The 21568-nt window shown below is 69.5% G+C and carries 19 protein-coding genes and 1 pseudogene; 15 read left to right on the top strand and 5 right to left on the bottom strand.

Features of this window, described 5'->3' with window-relative positions; all coding sequences use genetic code 11:
* Positions 1-4 precede the first annotated feature (4 nt).
* The gene (locus AOJ26_RS24935; protein ID WP_053850581.1) at positions 5-322 is read right to left on the bottom strand and encodes a PASTA domain-containing protein; all 318 of its coding nucleotides are present in this window, start codon (positions 320-322) and stop codon (positions 5-7) included.
* 127 nt (positions 323-449) lie between these two features.
* A complete protein-coding gene (locus tag AOJ26_RS24930) occupies positions 450-956 on the bottom strand; it encodes a GNAT family N-acetyltransferase (RefSeq protein ID WP_053850580.1) in 507 nt (168 codons plus the stop codon).
* A gap of 122 nt (positions 957-1078) precedes the next feature.
* On the opposite strand from AOJ26_RS24930, the gene AOJ26_RS24925 reads away from it, so the two are divergent.
* A complete protein-coding gene (locus AOJ26_RS24925) occupies positions 1079-2365 on the top strand; it encodes a geranylgeranyl reductase family protein (RefSeq protein WP_053850579.1) in 1287 nt (428 codons plus the stop codon).
* A gap of 24 nt (positions 2366-2389) precedes the next feature.
* Here AOJ26_RS24925 and def read toward each other — a convergent pair whose 3' ends face one another.
* Entirely contained in the window at positions 2390-3073 is a 684-nt protein-coding gene (gene def / locus AOJ26_RS24920; protein ID WP_053850578.1) for a peptide deformylase, read from the bottom strand.
* A gap of 133 nt (positions 3074-3206) precedes the next feature.
* A complete protein-coding gene (locus AOJ26_RS24915) occupies positions 3207-4013 on the bottom strand; it encodes a C40 family peptidase (RefSeq protein ID WP_053850577.1) in 807 nt (268 codons plus the stop codon).
* Between the two features lie 734 nt (positions 4014-4747).
* Here AOJ26_RS24915 and AOJ26_RS24910 point away from each other — a divergent pair.
* The 14 genes and pseudogenes from AOJ26_RS24910 to nuoN form a co-directional block, all read left to right on the top strand.
* Positions 4748-5107 (top strand): NADH-quinone oxidoreductase subunit A, encoded by a 360-nt coding sequence (locus AOJ26_RS24910; protein ID WP_007383963.1) that lies wholly within the window; start codon positions 4748-4750, stop codon positions 5105-5107.
* Between the two features lie 14 nt (positions 5108-5121).
* The gene (locus AOJ26_RS24905; protein WP_007383964.1) at positions 5122-5676 is read left to right on the top strand and encodes a NuoB/complex I 20 kDa subunit family protein; all 555 of its coding nucleotides are present in this window, start codon (positions 5122-5124) and stop codon (positions 5674-5676) included.
* A complete protein-coding gene (locus AOJ26_RS24900) occupies positions 5673-6416 on the top strand; it encodes an NADH-quinone oxidoreductase subunit C (RefSeq protein ID WP_053850576.1) in 744 nt (247 codons plus the stop codon). Before AOJ26_RS24905 ends, AOJ26_RS24900 begins: the two co-directional genes overlap by 4 nt.
* Entirely contained in the window at positions 6413-7741 is a 1329-nt protein-coding gene (locus AOJ26_RS24895; RefSeq protein ID WP_053850575.1) for an NADH-quinone oxidoreductase subunit D, read from the top strand. The genes AOJ26_RS24900 and AOJ26_RS24895 overlap by 4 nt, the downstream gene beginning before the upstream one ends.
* Positions 7738-8619: an NADH-quinone oxidoreductase subunit NuoE gene (gene nuoE / locus AOJ26_RS24890; RefSeq protein WP_053850574.1), complete on the top strand. Its 882-nt coding sequence runs from the start codon at positions 7738-7740 to the stop codon at positions 8617-8619. Before AOJ26_RS24895 ends, nuoE begins: the two co-directional genes overlap by 4 nt.
* Positions 8619-9968 (top strand): NADH-quinone oxidoreductase subunit NuoF, encoded by a 1350-nt coding sequence (gene nuoF / locus AOJ26_RS24885; RefSeq protein ID WP_053850573.1) that lies wholly within the window; start codon positions 8619-8621, stop codon positions 9966-9968. Before nuoE ends, nuoF begins: the two co-directional genes overlap by 1 nt.
* Positions 9965-12493, top strand: coding sequence for an NADH-quinone oxidoreductase subunit G (locus tag AOJ26_RS24880; RefSeq protein WP_053850572.1), 2529 nt, complete (start codon positions 9965-9967; stop codon positions 12491-12493). The genes nuoF and AOJ26_RS24880 overlap by 4 nt, the downstream gene beginning before the upstream one ends.
* Entirely contained in the window at positions 12490-13854 is a 1365-nt protein-coding gene (gene nuoH, locus AOJ26_RS24875; protein ID WP_053850571.1) for an NADH-quinone oxidoreductase subunit NuoH, read from the top strand. The genes AOJ26_RS24880 and nuoH overlap by 4 nt, the downstream gene beginning before the upstream one ends.
* Entirely contained in the window at positions 13847-14497 is a 651-nt protein-coding gene (gene nuoI, locus AOJ26_RS24870; protein WP_053850570.1) for an NADH-quinone oxidoreductase subunit NuoI, read from the top strand. Before nuoH ends, nuoI begins: the two co-directional genes overlap by 8 nt.
* Positions 14494-15351: an NADH-quinone oxidoreductase subunit J gene (locus tag AOJ26_RS24865; RefSeq protein WP_053850569.1), complete on the top strand. Its 858-nt coding sequence runs from the start codon at positions 14494-14496 to the stop codon at positions 15349-15351. Before nuoI ends, AOJ26_RS24865 begins: the two co-directional genes overlap by 4 nt.
* Entirely contained in the window at positions 15348-15647 is a 300-nt protein-coding gene (gene nuoK / locus AOJ26_RS24860) for an NADH-quinone oxidoreductase subunit NuoK (RefSeq protein ID WP_003974374.1), read from the top strand. The genes AOJ26_RS24865 and nuoK overlap by 4 nt, the downstream gene beginning before the upstream one ends.
* A gap of 14 nt (positions 15648-15661) precedes the next feature.
* Positions 15662-17626, top strand: a complete 1965-nt coding sequence (gene nuoL / locus AOJ26_RS24855) for an NADH-quinone oxidoreductase subunit L (protein ID WP_053850568.1) — start codon at positions 15662-15664, stop codon at positions 17624-17626.
* Between the two features lie 5 nt (positions 17627-17631).
* On the top strand, positions 17632-19203 hold the full coding sequence (locus tag AOJ26_RS24850; protein ID WP_053850567.1) for an NADH-quinone oxidoreductase subunit M: 1572 nt from the start codon (positions 17632-17634) through the stop codon (positions 19201-19203).
* A pseudogene (nuoN, locus tag AOJ26_RS24845) lies at positions 19200-20831 on the top strand (NADH-quinone oxidoreductase subunit NuoN); the annotation flags it as partial. The gene AOJ26_RS24850 and the pseudogene nuoN, both read left to right, overlap by 4 nt.
* A gap of 13 nt (positions 20832-20844) precedes the next feature.
* Here nuoN and AOJ26_RS24840 read toward each other — a convergent pair.
* Positions 20845-21450, bottom strand: coding sequence for a hypothetical protein (locus tag AOJ26_RS24840; protein WP_053850566.1), 606 nt, complete (start codon positions 21448-21450; stop codon positions 20845-20847).
* Positions 21451-21568 lie beyond the last annotated feature (118 nt).

The following is a 21568-nucleotide window of genomic DNA, read 5'->3' as shown; positions in this document are numbered from 1 at the left end:
CGGCTCAGAGTCCGGTCACGCAGCGGACCACGTACGGATCGCCCGGCTCGTCCAGTTCGCGCTGGAGGCCCCCGCTCGGGGGTCTGGGGACGCGGGGCTCGCGGATGCCCCCGCCGCCCTCGCCCGGGCCGAGGTCGAACCACACGTACACGACCGAGTCCCGTGGCACCTCCGCGCCGGCCTGCGGGTACTGGCGTACGACGTAGTCCACGACGGACTGGTGGAAGTCCTTGCGGTCCGGCGCGTTGACGAACAGGCCCTGCGCCTGGGCCGTCTCGCGCGCGTCCACGGCCATGAGTCCGACCAGACGCGGTACGCGCACTTCGGGCGTCTTGGGTGTTATGTGCACAGATGTCACCCCCAGCGGTACTGGAAGGGTAACTCCGGTCCTGTGGCGGCCGGAAGTGCCGGGTGTCTTTCTGTAGCAGACCGCTACGGTGGGTGACGGCCTACAGGGAGAGCCGGAAACAGAGCGCCTCTTCCTGGAGGAGGGGGTGCGGGTAGGTCTCCGCGAGTTCCATCCCGAGGCGCTTGGTGACCGCTATCGACCGTTCGTTGCCGGGCCTGACCATCGCCACCACGTCCGTGACGCCCGCCGCCCTGAGCCGCTCCAGGGTCATCCGCGCGGCCACCGTGGCGTATCCCTTGCCCCAGTACGCCCGTCCGAGCCGCCAGCCGATCTCGATCTCGCCCGTCGGCCCCCAGTCCCGCGGCCAGGGCTGGGCGCCGGTGAAGCCGATGACCTGCCCGTCCTCGTCGACCATGGTCCACAGGCAGAAACCCAGCTCGGCGTCGTGCCGGCGCTGGCGCGCGGTGAGTTCCTCGTAGACGTACAACTCCGCGGACCTGCCGCCATGGAACTCCATGACGTCCGGGTCGTCGAAGACCCGGTGCCAGGCCACGGCGTCCTCGTCGGTGGGGACACGCAGCCGTACCACGGGCAGAGCTCGGTTCACTGGGGCAGCCCTTCAGCCGGGTGATCAATTCTGCTGAATAGACTGCCCATGTCCAGTGCCGGTCGGCACGCGGATTCAGAACTTGATTCCGAACTTGATTCCGAGCCTGGGGAGATCCCGCCGTGACCGAGCCCCTGTCCGAGAACACCGCCGATGTCATCGTCGTCGGCGCGGGGCCGGCCGGCTCCACGACCGCGTACCACCTGGCCAAGTCCGGCCTCGACGTGCTCCTGCTGGAGAAGACCGAGTTCCCGCGCGAGAAGGTCTGCGGCGACGGCCTCACGCCCCGGGCCACCAAACAGCTCGTGGCCATGGGCATCGACATCTCCGAAGAGGCCGGCTGGCTGCGCAACAAGGGCCTGCGCATCATCGGCGGCGGCGTGCGCCTCCAGCTCGACTGGCCGGAGCTGGCCTCCTTCCCCGACTACGGCCTCGTCCGCAAGCGCGACGACTTCGACGAGCAGCTCGCCCGCCAGGCCCAGAAGGCCGGGGCCCGGCTCTACGAGCGCTGCAACGTGGGCGCCCCGATCATCGACGACCGCACCGGCCGCATCACGGGCGTGCACGCGAAGCTCGGCGAGGAGAAGCGCGAAGTCACCTTCCACGCGCCCCTCGTGGTCGCCGCCGACGGCAACTCCACCCGGCTCTCCCTCGCGATGGGCCTGCACCGCCGCGAGGACCGCCCGATGGGCGTCGCCGTACGGACGTACTTCGAGAGCCCCCGCCACAAGGACGACTACCTGGAGTCCTGGCTGGAGCTGTGGGACCGCCGCGGCCCCGGCGAGGACCGGCTGCTGCCCGGCTACGGCTGGATCTTCGGCATGGGCGACGGGACCTCCAACGTCGGCCTCGGCGTGCTGAACACCTCCGACTCCTTCAAGGAGCTCGACTGGCGCGAGGTGCTGAAGGCCTGGTGCGCCTCCATGCCGGAGGACTGGGGCTACACCCCGGAGAACATGACCGGCCCGATTCGCGGTGCCGCCCTGCCGATGGCCTTCAACCGCCAGCCGCACTACACCAAGGGCCTGCTCCTGGTCGGCGACGCCGGCGGCATGGTGAACCCCTTCAACGGCGAGGGCATCGCCTACGCCATGGAGTCCGGCCAGATCGCGGCCGACGTCATCGTCCAGGCCCACGCCCGCGCCACTCCCGCCCAGCGGGAGATCGCCCTCCAGCGCTACCCGCAGGTCCTCAAGGACACCTACGGCGGCTACTACACGCTGGGCCGCGCCTTCGTGAAGCTCATCGGCAACCCGAAGGTCATGAAGATCGCGGCCCAGCGTGGCCTGACCCACCCGCTGCTCATGAAGTTCACCCTCAAGATGCTCGCCAACCTCACCGACCCCACGGGCGGCGACGCGATGGACCGGATCATCAACGGGCTGAGCAAGGTGGCGCCGAAGGCGTGACGGGGTGGGCGCTGGTCAACTCCCTCAGGCGCTGAACGTGCCCCGCGCGTCCTGGGTGCCCTGAGCGCCCTGGGTGTCCCGAGCGCCGTTCAGCGCCTCGGCGTTGGCCGCCCGGCGGGCGAGCACCTCCTCCCGCCGGTCCGCCGCCTGCCGCAGCGCCTCCTTGCGGTCCCGCCCGGACAGCCGGTCCAGATACACGTGCCCGTTCACATGGTCGGTCTCGTGCGCCAGACACCGCGCGAAGTACCCGGTCCCCTCGATCACGAGCGGCTCGCCGTCCCGGTCGAACCCCCGGACCACGGCCCGGTCCGGACGCGGTACGTCCATGACGGCACCGGGCACCGACAGGCACCCCTCGCTGTCGTCGAGCAGCCTGCGCCCGGCCGTGTCGAGCGGATCCAGGACCGGGTTGACGATGTGCCCGACATGTCGGACACCGTCGTCGTCGGGGCAGTCGTACACGAACAACCGCAGATCGACGCCGACTTGGTTCGCCGCGAGGCCCGCCCCCTCCGCGATGTACATCGTCAGGAACATGTCGTCGATCAGCGCGGCCAGATCGGGCCCGAACTCCGTCACGTCCCGGCAGGGCCTGTGCAGCACCTCCTCGCCGACCTCGGTGATGCGCCGCACCCGCCCGCGCCGGGCCTCGGGGGCGAGCCGGGGGTACGAGTCGGTGGGCCTGCCTTGCACGAACACACTGGGCATGCGGAAGTCTCCTGTCTCGTAGGGGCGGTGCGGACGCGCACCGCGGACACCCATCCAACCCCGTACAGGAGAACGGAAGGGCCGCAGCCCCCGAGCGGCTGCGGCCCTTCCGTACGTTCGTGCCGTCCCGGTGTCAGAGCACCCGCACCGCGCCGGTCGGCGGGTCGTAGGACAGCGGCTTCTCGGCGACACCCGTCGAGGGGTTCTGCGCGCCGACGAACATGCCGTCACCGACGTACACGGCGACGTGGTACGCGCTGCCCGCGCTGCCCCAGTACAGGATGTCGCCCGGCTGGAGGTTGCTCAGCGAGACCTGGGTGCCCGCGGTCGACTGGGACTGGGAGACGCGCGGCAGGTCGACACCGATCTGGCTGAACGCGGCCTGCACGAGGCCGGAGCAGTCCCAGGAGTTGGGGCCGGTGCCGCCGGAGACGTAGGCGTCGCCGATCTGCGCCTTCACGAAGGCGATGACGGCCGCGGCCGAACCGGTGGCCGTGGACGAGCTCGTGGAGACACTGGCGCTCGCCGAGGCGGACAGGGTGGTCCGCTCGGAGCTGCGGGAGGCGGCCTCCTCGGCGGCGGCCCTGCGGGCCTCCTCCGCCTTCTTCTTGGCCTCCGCCTTCTTCTTGGCTTCCGCGAGGTCCGCCTTGGCCTGCTTCGCGGCCTTTGCCGCGGCCGCGTCACGCTCGGCCTGAAGCTGGTAGTTGGCGGCCGCCTGCTGCATCGCGTCGGCGGACTCGGCGACCTGGCTGCCCAGGTCGGCCGAGAGGGTGGGCAGTTCGAGGGTCTGCGTCGTCGACTCGGCGGCGAACGCCGAAGCCGACGCGCCCGCCGCTGCCATGCTGAGCACGCCACCGGCGACTCCGGCACGCACGGCGATCGAAGTCGTCGCGCTGCGGCGGGGTTTCCGGTGGCTGCGTATGTGAGCGGTGTGGGACATGAGACCAACTGGTATCAGGGGCTCCTCCATACCTTCAAGAAACGTGGGCTGCGCCACAGTTGTTCAATCGGTGGCCCGAATTCCGGGCGTGCCGCTCTTTATTGACGCCGTAACGGACATTGCGGACTCTCGTGATCATGGCCGTGATCATGGACTTTCGCTGTTACGTCCGAATTGCCCCGCGGCTACCATCCGTTGGCCCGGATGGCCAAGCCCCCTTCTTATGGATCTCTCATGTGTGTGGCGGAGGTCACGCAACGGTTACGGGGGCGGCTGCGTCCGGAGCCGTTCGGTGCTCGTGAACGTGTGCACGCGTCCACACCCGCCCCCGCGCCTCCCTCTGATGTGTGAACGCGGCCCCCTACCAAGTGGTCGCGTCCAGCGCCAATTTGCATGCAGAAGAAGTCTCTTGATATGGAGACGCCTCTCCCGACCTGCGCCGACGAGCGGAAATGTCACCTCTGGTGATCACTCGGACGCTTCTCGTGTGAAGATCACCGCTGATCCGACTTCATGATCCTTCGTCTGGTGGTGGAGATCACAAAGCTTGTGCAATACCCCGTGTCGCAGATCACAGACCGGCGGGCATAAGATGCGGGTCAGTTGGGCTTGTGACCTGCTTCACATGTTCGCGATCTTCGTCGGGACGGACGGAGGTCGGAGGGACGTATGAGTCGGGTGTGAGTCCGATGTCATCGCCAGCAGTCAGTGCCGACTGAGAGGAGCGAGGAGCGGTGAACGCGTATGCGCCCATCCTCGTACTGGGAGCCCTCGGGGCAGGCTTTGCGATCTTCTCCGTGGTCATGGCCACGCTGATCGGTCCGAAGCGGTACAACCGGGCCAAGCTCGAGGCCTACGAGTGCGGGATCGAGCCGACCCCCACGCCGGCCGGCGGCGGGCGCTTCCCCATCAAGTACTACCTGACGGCGATGCTCTTCATCGTCTTCGACATCGAGATCGTCTTCCTCTACCCCTGGGCCGTCACCTTCGACGCCCTGGGTGTTTTCGGGCTCGTGGAGATGCTGCTCTTCGTGCTCACCGTCTTCGTCGCGTACGCGTACGTATGGCGGCGCGGCGGCCTGGAATGGGACTGAGGGGCCTTTAACTCATGGGACTCGAAGAAAAACTGCCGAGCGGCTTCCTGCTGACCACCGTCGAGCAGGCCGCGGGCTGGGTGCGCAAGGCGTCCGTCTTCCCGGCCACCTTCGGCCTGGCCTGCTGTGCCATCGAGATGATGACCACCGGCGCCGGACGCTACGACCTGGCCCGCTTCGGCATGGAGGTCTTCCGCGGCTCACCCCGCCAGGCGGACCTCATGATCGTCGCCGGCCGGGTCAGCCAGAAGATGGCGCCGGTGCTCCGGCAGGTCTACGACCAGATGCCGAACCCGAAGTGGGTCATCTCCATGGGGGTCTGCGCCTCCTCGGGCGGCATGTTCAACAACTACGCGATCGTGCAGGGCGTCGACCACATCGTCCCGGTCGACATCTATCTGCCCGGCTGCCCGCCACGGCCGGAGATGCTGATGGACGCGATTCTCAAGCTCCACCAGAAGATCCAGTCCTCCAAGCTCGGCGTGAACGCCGAGGAAGCCGCCCGCGAGGCGGAGGAGGCGGCGCTCAAGGCCCTGCCCACGATCGAGATGAAGGGGCTGCTGCGGTGAGCGACGCGAACGGCACCAACGGAGCCAACCCGGAGAAGGAGCTCAGCGGCTCCAACCTCCCCGGTCGGCGCGGCGAGGGCGGTGAGGAGATCCGCGTCCAGCGCGGCATGTTCGGCGCCGACAAGGGCGGCGACACCACCGGTTACGGCGGGCTGGTCCGCTCGATCCGCCTCCCGGGACCGGCGGCCCGCCCCTACGGCGGCTGGTTCGACGAGGTCGCCGACGAACTGGAGGGCGCCCTGGAGGAGCAGGGGCTGCTCCCCGACAACGCCATCGACAAGACGGTCGTCGACCGCGGCGAGATCACCTTCCACATCGAGCGCGAACACCTGCCGCGCGTCGCGCGCACCCTGCGCGACGACCCCGCCCTGCGCTTCGAGCTCTGCACCGGCGTCAGCGGGGTCCACTACCCCCACGACAAGGGCCGCGAGCTGCACGCCGTCTACCACCTGCGCTCGATCACCCACAACCGGCTGATCCGCCTGGAGGTCAGCGCCCCGGACGCCGACCCGCACATCCCGTCCCTGGTCTCGGTGTACCCGACCAACGACTGGCACGAGCGCGAGACCTACGACTTCTTCGGGATCGTCTTCGACGGTCACCCGGCCCTGACGCGGATCATGATGCCGGACGACTGGCAGGGCCATCCGCAGCGCAAGGACTATCCCCTCGGCGGCATCCCCGTCGAGTACAAGGGCGCCCAGATCCCGGCTCCGGACCAGCGGAGGTCGTACTCATGAGCACGCAGCACGCGTCCGCCTCGGCGCGCGAGACCACCGAGGGCACCGTCTACACGGTCACCGGCGGCGACTGGGACGAGATCGTCCAGGCCGCGGCCCGCGCCGACGACGAGCGCATCGTCCTCAACATGGGCCCCCAGCACCCCTCCACCCACGGAGTGCTCCGTCTGATCCTGGAGATCGACGGCGAGACGGTCACCGAGGCCCGCTGCGGCATCGGCTACCTCCACACCGGCATCGAGAAGAACCTCGAGTTCCGCACGTGGACGCAGGGCACCACGTTCGTGACGCGCATGGACTACCTGACGTCCTTCTTCAACGAGACCGCCTACTGCCTCGCCGTCGAGAAGCTCCTCGGCATCGAGGACCAGATCCCCGACCGGGCCGAGATCATCCGGGTGCTCCTCATGGAGCTCAACCGGCTCTCCTCGCACCTGGTGTGCATCGCCACCGGCGGCATGGAACTCGGCGCCACCACGATCATGATCTACGGATTCCGTGATCGTGAAATGATTCTCGACATCTACGAGCTCATCACGGGCCTGCGGATGAACCACGCGTACATCCGCCCCGGCGGACTCGCCCAGGACCTGCCGCCCGGCGCGGTGGACCACATCCGCGAGTTCGTGAAGAAGATGAAGAAGAACCTCCCGGAGTACGACAAGCTCGCCACCGGGAACCCCATCTTCAAGGCCCGTATGCAGGACGTCGGCTACCTGGACCTCGCCGGCTGCATGGCCCTCGGCGCCACCGGCCCCATCCTGCGCTCCACCGGCCTGCCGCACGACCTGCGCAAGGCCCAGCCCTACTGCGGCTACGACACCTACGAGTTCGACGTGCCGACCGCCGACACCTGCGACTCCTACGGGCGCTTCCTGATCCGCCTGGAGGAGATGCGCCAGTCGCTCAGGATCGTCGAGCAGTGCCTGGACCGGCTCCAGCCCGGCCCGGTCATGGTCGCCGACAAGAAGATCGCCTGGCCCGCCCAGCTCGCGCTGGGACCCGACGGGCTCGGCAACTCCCTCGACCACATCAAGAAGATCATGGGCACCTCCATGGAGGCCCTGATCCACCACTTCAAGCTGGTCACCGAGGGCTTCCGCGTGCCGCCGGGACAGGCGTACGCGGCCGTCGAGTCGCCCAAGGGCGAACTCGGCGTGCACGCCGTGTCCGACGGCGGCACCCGCCCCTTCCGGGTCCACTTCCGCGACCCGTCCTTCACCAACCTTCAGGCCATGGCGGCGATGTGCGAGGGCGGCCAGGTCGCCGACGTCATCGTCGCTGTCGCGTCCATCGACCCCGTGATGGGAGGCGTCGACCGGTGACCACCAGTTCTTCCGAGCGGGGCGTCAGCCTGGGCATGCCCGAACTGCCCGCACCCGCTTACCCGGACGACGTCCGAGCCCGGCTGGAGGCGGACGCGCGCGAGATCATCGCCCGCTACCCGGACTCCCGCTCGGCGCTCCTGCCGTTGCTGCACCTCGTGCAGTCGGAGGAGGGGCACGTCACGCGCACCGGCATGCAGTTCTGCGCCGACGTGCTGGAGCTGACCACGGCCGAGGTCACCGCGGTGGCCACCTTCTACACCATGTACCGGCGCAAGCCCTCCGGTGACTACCAGGTCGGCGTCTGCACCAACACGCTGTGCGCGGTCATGGGCGGCGACGCGATCTTCTCCGAGCTCCAGGAGCACCTGGGCGTCGGCAACGGCGAGACCACCGACGACGGCAAGGTCACCCTGGAGCACATCGAGTGCAACGCGGCCTGCGACTTCGCGCCGGTCGTGATGGTCAACTGGGAGTTCTTCGACAACCAGACCCCGGACACCGCCAAGCGGCTCGTCGACGACCTGCGCGCGGGGCGCCCGGTCGAGCCCACGCGCGGGGCGCCGATGTGCACCTTCAAGGAGACCGCGCGGATCCTCGCCGGCTTCCCCGACGAGCGGCCCGGTGCCGTCGAGGCGAGCGGCGGGGCCGGCCCCGCCTCGCTGGTGGGCCTCCGCCTGGCCAGGGGAGAGGCCGCACCCGCACGTGTGGTCCACCCGCGCGAGGGAGCACCGCAGGACCGCGACGGCGCACCGCAGGACGGGGCCGCCCACGAGCCGTCCCCGTCGGAGCACCTGAGCTCGCACGACGCGCCGCAGGACACGTCGGCCTCCGACCCGGCCCATCCGGCCGGGCCCGCCGCCGAGGAGGGGGAGTGATGACCTTGGCACCCGAACTGAAAGACACCAGCCCCGAGAAGCTGCTCGCACCCGTGCTGTCGGCCTTCTGGGACGAGGACAAGTCCTGGACGCTGGACGTCTACAAGAGGCACGAGGGCTACGAGGGACTCCGCAAGGCGCTCGCGATGTCGCCGGACGACCTGATCGCGTACGTCAAGGACTCCGGTCTGCGCGGCCGCGGCGGCGCCGGGTTCCCCACCGGAATGAAATGGCAGTTCATTCCCCAGGGAGATGGAAAACCGCACTATCTGGTTGTCAACGCCGACGAATCGGAACCCGGGACCTGCAAGGACATCCCGCTCCTCTTCGCGAACCCGCACAGCCTCATCGAGGGCATGATCATCGCGTGTTACGCCATCAGGTCCTCGCACGCCTTCATCTATCTCCGCGGTGAAGTCGTCCCCGTGCTGCGGAGGCTGCACTCGGCCGTGAGCGAGGCCTACGCGGCCGGCTACCTCGGACAGAACATCCTGGGCAGCGGCCTCGATCTCGACATCACCGTGCACGCCGGGGCCGGGGCGTACATCTGCGGTGAGGAGACCGCACTGCTCGACTCGCTCGAAGGCCGCCGTGGCCAACCGCGGCTCCGTCCCCCCTTCCCCGCGGTCGCGGGCCTCTACGCCTGCCCGACTGTTGTGAACAACGTGGAGTCGATCGCGTCGGTTCCCGCGATCCTCCAGAAGGGCAAGGACTGGTTCAGGTCGATGGGCAGCGAGAAGTCCCCGGGCTTCACGCTCTACTCGCTCAGCGGCCATGTCGCCAACCCCGGCCAGTTCGAGGCCCCGCTCGGCATCACGCTGCGCCAGCTCCTGGAGATGAGCGGCGGCATGCGGCCCGGCCACCGGCTGAAGTTCTGGACGCCGGGCGGCTCCTCCACGCCGATGTTCACCGACGAGCACCTCGACGTCCCCCTCGACTACGAGGGCGTCGGCGCCGCCGGCTCCATGCTCGGCACCAAGGCGCTCCAGTGCTTCGACGAGACGACCTGCGTGGTCCGCGCCGTGACCCGCTGGACCGAGTTCTACGCCCACGAGTCCTGCGGCAAGTGCACGCCCTGCCGCGAGGGCACGTACTGGCTCGTGCAGTTGCTGCGCGACATCGAGGCCGGCAAGGGCGTCATGTCCGACCTCGACAAGCTCAACGACATCGCCGACAACATCAACGGCAAGTCGTTCTGCGCCCTCGGCGACGGCGCCGCCTCGCCGATCTTCTCCTCGCTGAAGTACTTCCGCGAGGAGTACGAGCAGCACATCACGGGCCGCGGCTGCCCCTTCGACCCGGCCAAGTCGACGGCCTGGGCCGACTCCCGCACGGAGGTGAACGCATGACCGTACAGCAGTCTGATAGCGGCTCCGCCGCGGGCCAACGCTCCTCCGGTGGGGGAGAGGCGGCGGTCCCGCCGGAGGATCTCGTCTCGCTGACGATCGACGGCGCCGAGATCAGCGTGCCCAAGGGCACCCTGGTCATCCGGGCCGCCGAACAGCTCGGCATCGAGATCCCCCGGTTCTGCGACCACCCCCTCCTCGACCCGGCCGGCGCCTGCCGCCAGTGCATCGTCGAGGTCGAGGGCCAGCGCAAGCCGATGGCCTCCTGCACCATCACCTGCACCGACGGGATGGTGGTGAAGACCCACCTCACCTCGCCGGTCGCCGAGAAGGCCCAGCACGGTGTGATGGAGCTCCTCCTCATCAACCACCCGCTGGACTGCCCGGTCTGCGACAAGGGCGGCGAGTGCCCCCTGCAGAACCAGGCCATGTCCCACGGGCAGGCCGAGTCCCGCTTCGAGGGCAAGAAGCGGACCTACGAGAAGCCCGTCCCGATCTCCACCCAGGTGCTGCTCGACCGCGAGCGGTGCGTGCTGTGCGCCCGCTGCACCCGCTTCTCCAACCAGGTCGCGGGCGACCCCATGATCGAGCTGATCGAGCGGGGCGCGCTCCAGCAGGTCGGCACCGGCGAGGGCGACCCCTTCGAGTCGTACTTCTCCGGCAACACCATCCAGATCTGCCCGGTCGGCGCGCTCACCTCGGCGGCGTACCGGTTCCGCTCCCGCCCCTTCGACCTGGTGTCCTCCCCGAGCGTGTGCGAGCACTGTTCCGGGGGCTGCGCCACCCGCACCGACCACCGGCGCGGCAAGGTCATGCGCAAGCTCGCGGCCAACGACCCCGAGGTCAACGAGGAGTGGATCTGCGACAAGGGGCGCTTCGCGTTCCGGTACGCGCAGCAGCGGGACCGGCTGGAGCACCCGCTGGTCCGCAACCCCGAGGGCGAGCTGGTGCCGGCGTCCTGGCCGGAGGCGCTCCAGATCGCGGCCCAGGGCCTGCTCGCCTCCCGCGGCCGGGCCGGCGTCCTCACCGGCGGCCGCCTCACCGTCGAGGACGCCTACGCGTACAGCAAGTTCGCGCGCGTGGCGCTCGACACCAACGACATCGACTTCCGCGCGCGCGTGCACAGCAGCGAGGAGGCCGACTTCCTGGCCGCGCGGGTCGCGGGCCACGGCCGTGACCTCGACGGTACGGGCGTCACGTACGCCGCGCTGGAGAAGGCGCCGGCGGTCCTGCTGGTCGGGTTCGAGGCCGAGGAGGAGGCGCCCGGCGTCTTCCTGAGGCTGCGCAAGGCCTGGCGCAAGCACGGCCAGAAGGTCTTCTCGCTCGCCACCCACGCGACCCGCGGCCTGGAGAAGGCGGGTGGCGTCCTGCTGCCGGCCGCCCCCGGCACCGAGACCGAGTGGCTGGACGCACTGGCCGGCGGGGTCGGCCTGGAGGACGACGGCAGCAGGGCCGCCGAGGCGCTGCGCACCGCGGGCGCGGTGATCGTCGTCGGCGAGCGGCTGGCCGCCGTGGCCGGGGGCCTCACCGCCGCCGTACGGGCCGCCTCCGCGACCGGCGCGCAGCTCGTGTGGATCCCGCGGCGGGCCGGAGAACGTGGTGCCGTCGAGGCGGGCGCGCTGCCGTCGCTCCTGCCGGGCGGGCGTCCGGCCACCGACCCGCGCGCGCGTGAGGAGGTCGCCTCCGTCTGGGGCGTGGCCGAACTCCCGCACCGCTACGGCCGCGACACCGGGCAGATCGTCGAGGCCGCGGTGTCCGGCGAGCTCCAGGCCCTGGTGGTCGCGGGCGTCGAGATCGCCGACCTGCCCGACCCGGCACGCGCGCGTGAGGCGCTCCAGGAGGTCGGGTTCGTGGTGTCGCTGGAGCTGCGGCCCGGCGAGGTTACCGAGCACGCGGACGTCGTCCTGCCGGTGGCCGCGGTCGCCGAGAAGGCCGGCACCTTCCTCAACTGGGAGGGCAGGGTGCGCTTCTTCGAGGCCGCTCTCAAGCCCGACCAGATGACCCGCCGCCTCGCGCCCACCGACGCACGGGTGCTCCAGATGCTGGCCGACGCCATGGACGTGCACCTGGGCCTGCCGGATCTGCGCACCACGCGCGCGGAGATCGACCGGCTCGGCCCCTGGGACGGACCGCGCGGCACCGAACCCTTCGAGACCGGGGCCCAGTTGCCGCGGCCCGCCGCCGGAGAGGCCGTCCTGGCCGGACACCGGCTGCTGCTCGACCAGGGCCTGCTCCAGCAGGGCGACGAGGCGCTCGCCGGGACCCGGCACGCGGCACACGCGCGTGTGTCGGCCGCGACGGCCGCCGAGGTGGGCGTCAAGGAAGGCGACCTCCTCGCCGTCACCGGCAAGACCGGAGTCGTCGAACTGCCGCTGCAGATCACCGAGATGCCCGACCGCGTGGTCTGGCTCCCGCTGAACTCCACCGGCGGGGGCGTCGCCTCCGACACCGGGGCGCGGCCCGGCTCCCTCGTCCACATCGGCCCGGCGACGCTCGCAGCCGAAGCCCCCAAGGAGGTGGAGGCATGAGCCCGTACACCGCCGCGGAAGACCTCTCGATGTTCGGCACCGACCCGTGGTGGCTCGTCGTCGTCAAGGCCGTCTTCTGCTTCGCGTTCCTGATGGTGACCGTGCTGTTCTCCATCGTGTGGGAGCGCAAGGTCGTCGCCTGGATGCAGCTGCGCATCGGCCCCAACCGGCACGGCCCCTGGGGCATGCTCCAGTCGCTCGCCGACGGCATCAAGCTGATGCTGAAGGAAGACGTCATCGTCAAGCGCGCCGACAAGGTCGTCTACGTCCTCGCGCCGATCGTCGCGGCCATCCCGGCCTTCATGGCGATCGCGGTGATCCCCTTCGGCCCGTCCGGCAACGAGATCTCGATCTTCGGCCACCGCACCGCGATGCAGCTCACCGACCTGCCGATCGCGATGCTCTACATCCTCGCGGTCGCCTCGGTCGGCATCTACGGCATCGTCCTCGCGGGCTGGAGCTCCGGGTCGACGTACCCGCTCCTCGGCGGCCTGCGCTCCTGCGCCCAGATGATCTCGTACGAGATCGCCATGGGCGCCGCGTTCGCCTCGGTGTTCCTCTACTCCGGGTCGATGTCCACCTCGGCGATCGTCGAGGCCCAGCAGGACCGCTGGTACATCATCCTGCTGCCGGTCTCCTTCATCATCTACGTCGTCACCATGGTCGGCGAGACCAACCGCGCCCCCTTCGACATGCCGGAGTCCGAGGGCGACCTGGTCGGCGGCTTCAACACCGAGTACTCGTCGATCAAGTTCGCGATGTTCATGCTCGCCGAGTACGTGAACATGGTGACGGTCTCGGCCGTGACGACCACGCTCTTCCTCGGCGGCTGGCGGGCCCCCTGGCCCGTCAGCACCTTCTGGGAGGGCGCCAACCACGGCTGGTGGCCGCTCCTCTGGTTCGTGATCAAGGTGCAGCTGCTGCTGTTCTTCTTCATCTGGCTGCGCGGCACGCTCCCGCGCGTCCGCTACGACCAGCTGATGAAGCTCGGCTGGAAGGTCCTCATCCCGGTCTCCGTGGTCTGGCTGATGCTCGTCGCGACCGTGCGGACCCTGCGCAACGAGAACTACGACTTCGCCGACATCGCCCTGTACGTCGGCGGCGGAGTCCTGGTCCTGCTGCTGCTCTCCTTCGTCGCCGACATGTTCCGCGAGAAGTCGAAGGCCGCGGCGCAGCCCGCCGAGGAGCCGGCCGCCTTCGACCCCACGGCGGGCGGATTCCCCGTCCCGCCGCTGCCCGGACAGCAGTTGCCGCCGGTGCCCAGGCGCCGCTCGCGCCAGGAGCGGGAGCTGATTGTCAGTGGCGGGCCCGATACTCAGAGTGACGGATCTCTGGATGGAAAGGAGGCGTCCGATGGCTGAGGAGCCCAAGGAGACCGAGCAGTTGAAGCCCGGCTTCATGAACCCCGTCGCCGGCTTCGGCGTGACCTTCAAGGCCATGTTCAAGAAGCGGCTGACGGAGCAGTACCCGGAGCAGCAGAAGACCACCGCTCCGCGGTTCCACGGACGGCACCAGCTCAACCGCCATCCGGACGGCCTGGAGAAGTGCGTCGGCTGCGAGCTGTGCGCCTGGGCCTGCCCCGCCGACGCCATCTACGTGGAGGGCGCCGACAACACCGACGAGGAGCGCTACTCGCCCGGCGAGCGGTACGGCCGCGTCTACCAGATCAACTACGCCCGCTGCATCCTGTGCGGGCTGTGCATCGAGGCGTGCCCCACGCGCGCGCTGACGATGACCAACGAGTTCGAGCTGGCCGACAGCAGCCGCGCCAACCTCATCTACACCAAGGAACAACTGCTCGCCGGCCTCGAAGAGGGCATGGTCGACTCGCCCCACGCGATCTACCCCGGCACCGACGAGCAGGACTACTACCGGGGCCTGGTGACCGAGGCCGCGCCCGGCACCGTGCCCCAGGTCGCGGTCTCCAAGGGCGAGGAGGTCCAGGAGGCCGACTCCACCTTCGGCGAGGACGAACCGGCCTCGGAGAAGGTGATCGGGCGATGACCGCACCTCTCCAGCTCGCCGCCACGGCGACTCTGGCCGCCGACACCTCCACCGGCGAGGCCTTCCAGTTCTGGGTCCTCGGCACCGTCGCCGTGATCGGCGCCCTGTGCACCGTCTTCATGCGGAAGGCCGTGCACAGCGCGCTCTGTCTCGCCGGCACCATGATCATCCTGGCGGTGTTCTACCTCGCCAACGGCGCCTACTTCCTCGGCGTCGTCCAGATCGTCGTCTACACCGGCGCGATCATGATGCTGTTCCTGTTCGTCGTCATGCTCGTCGGCGTCACCGCGGCGGACTCCCTCAAGGAGACCATCAGGGGCCAGCGCTGGCTGGCCCTGCTGTGCGGACTCGGCTTCGGCATCCTGCTGTTCGCCGGCATCGGCAACGCCTCCCTGCACCAGTTCAACGGCCTCACCCAGGCCAACTCCGGTGGCAACGTGGAGGGGCTGGCGACCCTCATCTTCACCAAGTACGTCTTCGCCTTCGAGATCACCGGCGCCCTGCTGATCACGGCCGCCGTCGGCGCCATGGTGCTCACCCACCGCGAGCGCACCGAACGGGCCCTGACCCAGCGCGAGCTGGCCGAGAAGCGGGTCCGCGAGGGCAAGCACGTCCCGCCGCTGCCCGCCCCCGGCGTCTACGCCCGGCACAACGCGGTGGACATCGCGGGCCTGCTGCCCGACGGCACCCCGTCCGAGCTCACGGTCAGCAAGACCCTGCGCGAGCGCGGCCAGATCCGTGACGTGTCCGCCGAGGCGCTCAACGACCTCAAGGCGCTGGAGCAGCGCGCGGAGGAACGCCTGGAGCGGACCGAGATCGAACCGGCCACCTTCAAGAGGGAGGCGTCGAAGTGAACCCGGTCAACTACCTCTACCTCGCCGCCCTTTTGTTCACGATCGGCGCCACCGGCGTGCTGATCAGGCGCAACGCCATCGTGGTGTTCATGTGCATCGAGCTCATGCTCAACGCCTGCAACCTCGCGTTCGTCGCCTTCTCCCGGATGCACGGCAACCTCGACGGCCAGATCATCGCCTTCTTCACGATGGTCGTCGCCGCCGCGGAGGTCGTGGTCGGTCTCGCGATCATCGTGTCGCTGTTCCGTTCCCGCCACTCGGCCTCGGTCGACGACGCCAGCCTGATGAAGCTGTAAGGGGTCGCTGAATCGTGGACAACCTGATTGCGCTGCTCATCGCGGCGCCCCTGCTCGGAGCGGCGGTCCTGCTGACCGGCGGCCGGCGGCTGGACGCCGTCGGCCACTGGATCGGCACCCTGCTCGCCGGCGCCTCCTTCGTGTTCGGCGCCATCCTCTTCGCCGACCTGCTCGGCAAGGACGCCGAGCACCGCACGCTCACCCAGCACCTGTTCAGCTGGGTGCCGGTCGAGGGCTTCCAGGCGGACGTCGCCTTCCGCCTCGACCAGCTGTCGATGACGTTCGTGCTGCTGATCACCGGCGTCGGCTCGCTGATCCACCTGTACTCGATCGGGTACATGGAGCACGACGAGCGGCGCCGCCGCTTCTTCGGCTATCTGAACCTGTTCCTCGCGGCGATGCTGCTGCTCGTCCTCGCCGACAACTACCTCCTGCTGTACGTCGGCTGGGAGGGCGTCGGTCTCGCCTCCTACCTGCTGATCGGTTTCTGGCAGCACAAGCCCAGCGCGGCCACCGCGGCGAAGAAGGCCTTCCTGGTCAACCGCGTCGGCGACGTGGGCCTGTCGATCGCGATCATGCTGATGTTCACCACCTTCGGCACCTTCGCCTTCGGCCCGGTCCTCGGCAGCCACGAGGAGCCGGGCGCGGTGAGCGACGCCGGAGAGGCCACGCTGACCGGCATCGCCCTGATGCTGCTGCTCGCGGCCTGCGGCAAGTCCGCCCAGGTGCCGCTCCAGTCCTGGCTCGGGGACGCCATGGAGGGCCCGACCCCCGTCTCGGCCCTCATCCACGCGGCCACGATGGTGACCGCGGGCGTCTACCTGATCGTCCGCTCCGCCAACATCTTCAACCTCGCCCCGGACGCCCAACTGGTCGTCACCATCGTCGGCGCGGTCACGCTCCTGTTCGGTGCGATCGTCGGTTGCGCGAAGGACGACATCAAGAAGGCGCTGGCCGGCTCGACCATGTCGCAGATCGGCTACATGGTCCTCGCCGCGGGCCTCGGCCCCATCGGCTACGTCTTCGCGATCATGCACCTGGTGACGCACGGCTTCTTCAAGGCCGGGCTCTTCCTCGGCGCCGGTTCGGTCATGCACGGCATGAACGACGAGGTCGACATGCGCAAGTACGGCGGCCTCCGGAAGTACATGCCGGTCACCTTCGTGACGTTCGGCCTCGGCTACCTCGCCATCATCGGCTTCCCGGGCCTGTCCGGCTTCTTCTCCAAGGACAAGATCATCGAGGCGGCCTTCGCCAAGGGCGGGACCGAGGGCTGGATCCTCGGCGCCTGCGCCCTGCTGGGCGCGGCCATCACCGCCTTCTACATGACGCGCGTGATGCTGATGACGTTCTTCGGGGAGGAGCGCTGGAAGAACCAGCCCACCCGTTCCCCGGAGGCCCCGAGCGCGGAGCCGGCGGCCGAGCACCACGGCGAGCACGCCGAACCGCACCCGCACGAGTCCCCGAGGTCCATGACGATCCCCATGATCGTGCTGGCCTTCGGATCGGTCTTCGCGGGCGGCCTGTTCAGCATCGGCGACCGGTTCCTCAACTGGCTGGAGCCCGTCACCGGCCACGACCACGGACACGCGCCGATCGGCGCCGCCACCGTCACGGCGGCCACGGTGACCGTGATGGTCGTCGGCGTCGCCATCGCCTGGCTCCAGTACGGCAGGCGCCCGGTCCCGGCCGTCGCCCCGCGCGGGTCGCTGCTCACCCGGGCCGCCCGGCGCGACCTGCTCCAGGACGACTTCAACCACGTCGTCCTGGTCCGCGGCGGGGAGCACCTGACGCGGTCCCTGGTCTACGTCGACCACACCCTGGTCGACGGAGTCGTCAACGGCACCGCCGCCTCGGTCGGCGGCCTCTCCGGACGGATGCGCAAGCTCCAGAACGGCTTCGCGCGGTCGTACGCGGTCTCGATGTTCGGCGGCGCGGCGATCCTCGTCGCCGCGACCCTGCTGATGAGGGCGGTCTGATACCGATGTCCTTTCCTCTGCTGACAGCGACGGCGGTGCTCCCGGCACTCGGGGCGGTCGCCACGGCCGCCGTGCCGGCCGCGCGGCGCACCGCCGCCAAATGGCTGGCGCTGCTCGTCTCGCTCGCCACCCTCGCCCTCGCGATCACCGTCCTGGTCCGCTTCGACCCGGACGGCGACCGCTACCAGCTCACCGAGTCCCACGCCTGGATCGCGGACTTCGGGGTCCGCTACGAACTCGGCGTGGACGGCATCGCGGTCGCGCTCATCGCGCTGACCGCCCTGCTGATCCCGTTCATCGTCCTCGCGGGCTGGCACGACGCCGACCCGCTGGAGACCGGAAGCAGGCGGTGGCGGCCGACGCAGGGCTTCTTCGCCCTGATCCTGGCCGTCGAGGCGATGGTGATCATCTCCTTCGAGGCCACCGACGTCTTCCTCTTCTACATCTTCTTCGAAGCCATGCTCATCCCGATGTACTTTCTCATCGGTGGCTTCGGGGACCGGGCCCACGCGGGCTCCGACGAGAACGCGGCGGCCCAACGCTCGTACGCCGCCGTGAAGTTCCTCCTGTACAACCTGGTCGGCGGCCTGATCATGCTGGCCGCGGTCATCGGCCTCTACGTCGTCGCCGGGAACTTCAGCCTCCAGGAGATCGCCGAGGCGCGGGCCAACGGCTCGCTCGACATGGCGACCAACACCGAACGCTGGCTGTTCCTCGGGTTCTTCTTCGCCTTCGCGGTGAAGGCGCCCCTGTGGCCGCTGCACACCTGGCTGCCCAACGCGATGGGGGAGGCCACCGCCCCGGTCGCCGTCCTCATCACCGCGGTCGTCGACAAGGTGGGCACCTTCGCCATGCTCCGCTTCTGCCTCCAGCTCTTCCCGGAGGCCAGCAAGTGGGCGACGCCCGCGATCCTCGTCCTGGCGGTGATCAGCATCATCTACGGGGCGCTGCTCGCGGTCGGGCAGCGCGACATCAAGCGCCTGGTGGCGTACGCGTCGATCTCCCACTTCGGCTTCATCATCATGGGCATCTTCGCGATGACCAGCCAGGGCCAGTCCGGCGCGACGCTCTACATGGTCAACCACGGGATCTCGACGGCCGCGCTGATGCTGGTGGCCGGCTTCCTGATCTCGCGGCGCGGCTCGCGGCTCATCGCCGACTACGGCGGGGTCCAGAAGGTCGCCCCGGTGCTCGCCGGCACCTTCCTGATCGGCGGTCTGGCGACTCTCTCGCTGCCCGGGCTCGCGCCCTTCGTCAGCGAGTTCCTGGTCCTGGTCGGCACGTTCGCGCGCTACCCGGTGATCGGCATCATCGCCACCTTCGGCATCGTGCTCGCTGCGCTCTACACCCTCGTCCTCTACCAGCGGACGATGACGGGCCCGGTGAAGCCGGAGGTCTCGGCGATGCCCGACCTGCGGATGCGGGAGCTGGTGGTCGTGGCCCCGCTGGTCGTCCTGCTGATCTTCCTGGGCGTCTATCCGAAGCCGGTCACGGACATCGTGAACCCGGCGGTGAAGTCGACCATGTCCGACGTGCACAAGAAGGACCCCAAGCCCGAGGTGGAGGCGGCCAAGTGAGCGCAGTAGCCGTCCACAGCCTGTGGACAACCGCGGCCGACCCGATCTCCAAGATCGACGCGCCGAAGATCGAATACGGGCAGTTGTCGCCCACCCTGATCGTCGTGGGCGCGGCGATCATCGGAGTCCTCGTCGAGGCCTTCGTCCCGCGCAAGTCCCGTTACTACGCCCAGCTCTTCGTGTCCGTGGTGGCCCTGTGCGCCGCCTTCGCGGCGGTCGTCGCCCTGGCCGCCGACGGGTACGCCACCACCAAGGCGGGCATCGCGGCCATGGGCGCGATCGCCGTCGACGGACCGGCCCTGTTCCTCCAGGGCACCATCCTGCTCGCGGCCCTGGTCGGCCTGTTCACCTTCGCCGAGCGGCGGCTCGACCCCGAGGCACACGGCAACCGCGTCGACTCGTTCGCCGCGCAGGCCGCCTCGGTGCCGGGCAGCGACAGCGAGAAGGCGGCCGTGAAGGCCGGGTTCACCACCACCGAGGTGTTCCCGCTGCTGCTGTTCGCCGTCGCCGGCATGCTGATCTTCCCGGCCGCCAACGACCTGCTGACGCTGTTCGTGGCCCTGGAGGTCTTCTCCCTCCCGCTGTACCTGATGTGCGCGCTGGCCCGCCGCAAGCGGCTCATGTCGCAGGAGGCCGCGGTCAAGTACTTCCTGCTCGGCGCGTTCGCCTCCGCGTTCACCCTGTTCGGCATCGCGCTGCTCTACGGCTACGCGGGCTCGGTGTCCTACGGCACCATCGCGCAGGTCGTCGACGGCACCATCGGCACCGTGGACCCGGCGCTCGCCGACACCATGGGCAACGACGCGCTGCTGCTGATCGGCGCCGCGATGATCGTCATGGGTCTGCTGTTCAAGGTCGGCGCGGTGCCCTTCCACATGTGGACCCCGGACGTCTACCAGGGCGCGCCGACCCCCGTCACCGGCTTCATGGCGGCGGCGACCAAGGTGGCCGCCTTCGGCGCGCTGCTGAGGATCCTGTACGTCGTCCTGCCGGGCCTGCGCTGGGACTGGCGGCCGGTCATGTGGGCCGTCGCGATCGTCACCATGCTCGGCGGCGCCATCGTCGCGATCACACAGACCGACATCAAGCGGCTCCTCGCGTACTCGTCGATCGCGCACGCCGGGTTCATCCTCGCCGGTGTCATCGCGACCACACCGGACGGGGTGTCGTCGGTCCTCTTCTACCTGGCCGCGTACTCGTTCGTGACGATCGGCGCGTTCGCCGTGGTCACCCTGGTCCGCGACGCCGGCGGCGAGGCCACGCACCTGTCCAAGTGGGCGGGGCTGGGCCGGCGTTCGCCGCTGGTGGCGGCCGTCTTCGCGGTGTTCCTGCTGGCCTTCGCCGGTATCCCGCTGACCTCCGGCTTCGCCGGGAAGTTCGCCGTGTTCAAGGCGGCGGCGGAGGGGGGCGCGGCGCCGCTCGTCGTGGTCGGTGTGATCTCGTCGGCCATCGCCGCGTTCTTCTACATCCGGGTGATCGTGCTGATGTTCTTCAGCGAGCCGCGTCCGGAGGGGCCGACGGTCGCCGTGCCGTCGCCGCTGACGATGACGGCGATCGGGGTCGGTGTGGCGGTCACGCTGGTCCTCGGTGTCGCGCCGCAGTACTTCCTGGACCTGGCGAACCAGGCCGCGTCGCATGCGGTCACACATCCAGGTTCAGGTCCGGGATCAGGTCGTCCAGGTCCGGGATCAGGCCCAGGTCCAGGTCAAGGTCCGGGATCGAGTCAGCGTCCGCGTCCGCGTCCGCGTCCGAGTCCGAGTCCGCCGAGCACGTCACATCGGCGTGCGTGGGGCTGAAGAGACCGCCGGGGTTCGTCTTGTAGATCCAGGCACGCAGCGTGTAGCTGGAGCCCACCTCCGGCAGCTCGACCGGCTGCTGGAACGTCTGACCGAACATCGCCGGAGCGGCGGCACCCGACTCCGCCTTCACGACCCACTCCACCCCGATGAGCCTGCGCCCGTACGGGCCGTCCTCGTAGAGGAGCGCCGCGGGCTTCTCCGCGTCGGTCTGCCCGACGTTCGCCTGGTTGACGTAGCGGTAGCCCGTGCCGGGCGCGCAGGCCGTGGGGGCGAAGCCGTCGGCGACGGCGTACGGCTCGTAGGCGTACGCGCCGGTGGCCCCGTACGTGTGGGACAGCTCCGTCCAGACGGACGGGTCCAGGTCGTCTGCCTGCGCGGGCGCGGCGGTCAGTGAGAAGGCCGCTGCCGCCGCGACGGTGAGCACTGCCTTCAGGGGCCTAGAGGCCATGGTCGTTCTCCTTGAGGCGCTTGGGGCGGGAGGGGCGCGCGGGTGAGGCGCCGTCCGTCGGGAGGGCGGGCCTCCCCAGCCCGCCCCAGCAGCATGTCCCCGCGTCGAACGAGTGCGC

Source organism: Streptomyces sp. NRRL B-24085, from assembly GCF_001282115.1.
Classification (GTDB): Bacteria; Actinomycetota; Actinomycetes; order Streptomycetales; family Streptomycetaceae; genus Streptomyces.
Note: the sequence above shows the minus strand (reverse complement) of the source record. Positions and strands in the feature narration are given on the sequence as shown.

Excerpts from the sequence above, each read along its gene's own strand:
- AOJ26_RS24865 (WP_053850569.1), top strand. The coding sequence starts at position 14,494 with ATGACCGCACCTCTCCAGCTCGCCGCCACGGCGACTCTGGCCGCCGAC.
- AOJ26_RS24895 (WP_053850575.1), top strand. The coding sequence starts at position 6,413 with ATGAGCACGCAGCACGCGTCCGCCTCGGCGCGCGAGACCACCGAGGGC.
- AOJ26_RS24850 (WP_053850567.1), top strand. The coding sequence starts at position 17,632 with ATGTCCTTTCCTCTGCTGACAGCGACGGCGGTGCTCCCGGCACTCGGG.
- nuoF (WP_053850573.1), top strand. The coding sequence starts at position 8,619 with ATGACCTTGGCACCCGAACTGAAAGACACCAGCCCCGAGAAGCTGCTC.
- AOJ26_RS24880 (WP_053850572.1), top strand. The coding sequence starts at position 9,965 with ATGACCGTACAGCAGTCTGATAGCGGCTCCGCCGCGGGCCAACGCTCC.
- AOJ26_RS24840 (WP_053850566.1), bottom strand. The coding sequence starts at position 21,450 with ATGGCCTCTAGGCCCCTGAAGGCAGTGCTCACCGTCGCGGCGGCAGCG.
- nuoI (WP_053850570.1), top strand. The coding sequence starts at position 13,847 with ATGGCTGAGGAGCCCAAGGAGACCGAGCAGTTGAAGCCCGGCTTCATG.
- AOJ26_RS24915 (WP_053850577.1), bottom strand. The coding sequence starts at position 4,013 with ATGTCCCACACCGCTCACATACGCAGCCACCGGAAACCCCGCCGCAGC.
- nuoH (WP_053850571.1), top strand. The coding sequence starts at position 12,490 with ATGAGCCCGTACACCGCCGCGGAAGACCTCTCGATGTTCGGCACCGAC.
- def (WP_053850578.1), bottom strand. The coding sequence starts at position 3,073 with ATGCCCAGTGTGTTCGTGCAAGGCAGGCCCACCGACTCGTACCCCCGG.
- AOJ26_RS24905 (WP_007383964.1), top strand. The coding sequence starts at position 5,122 with ATGGGACTCGAAGAAAAACTGCCGAGCGGCTTCCTGCTGACCACCGTC.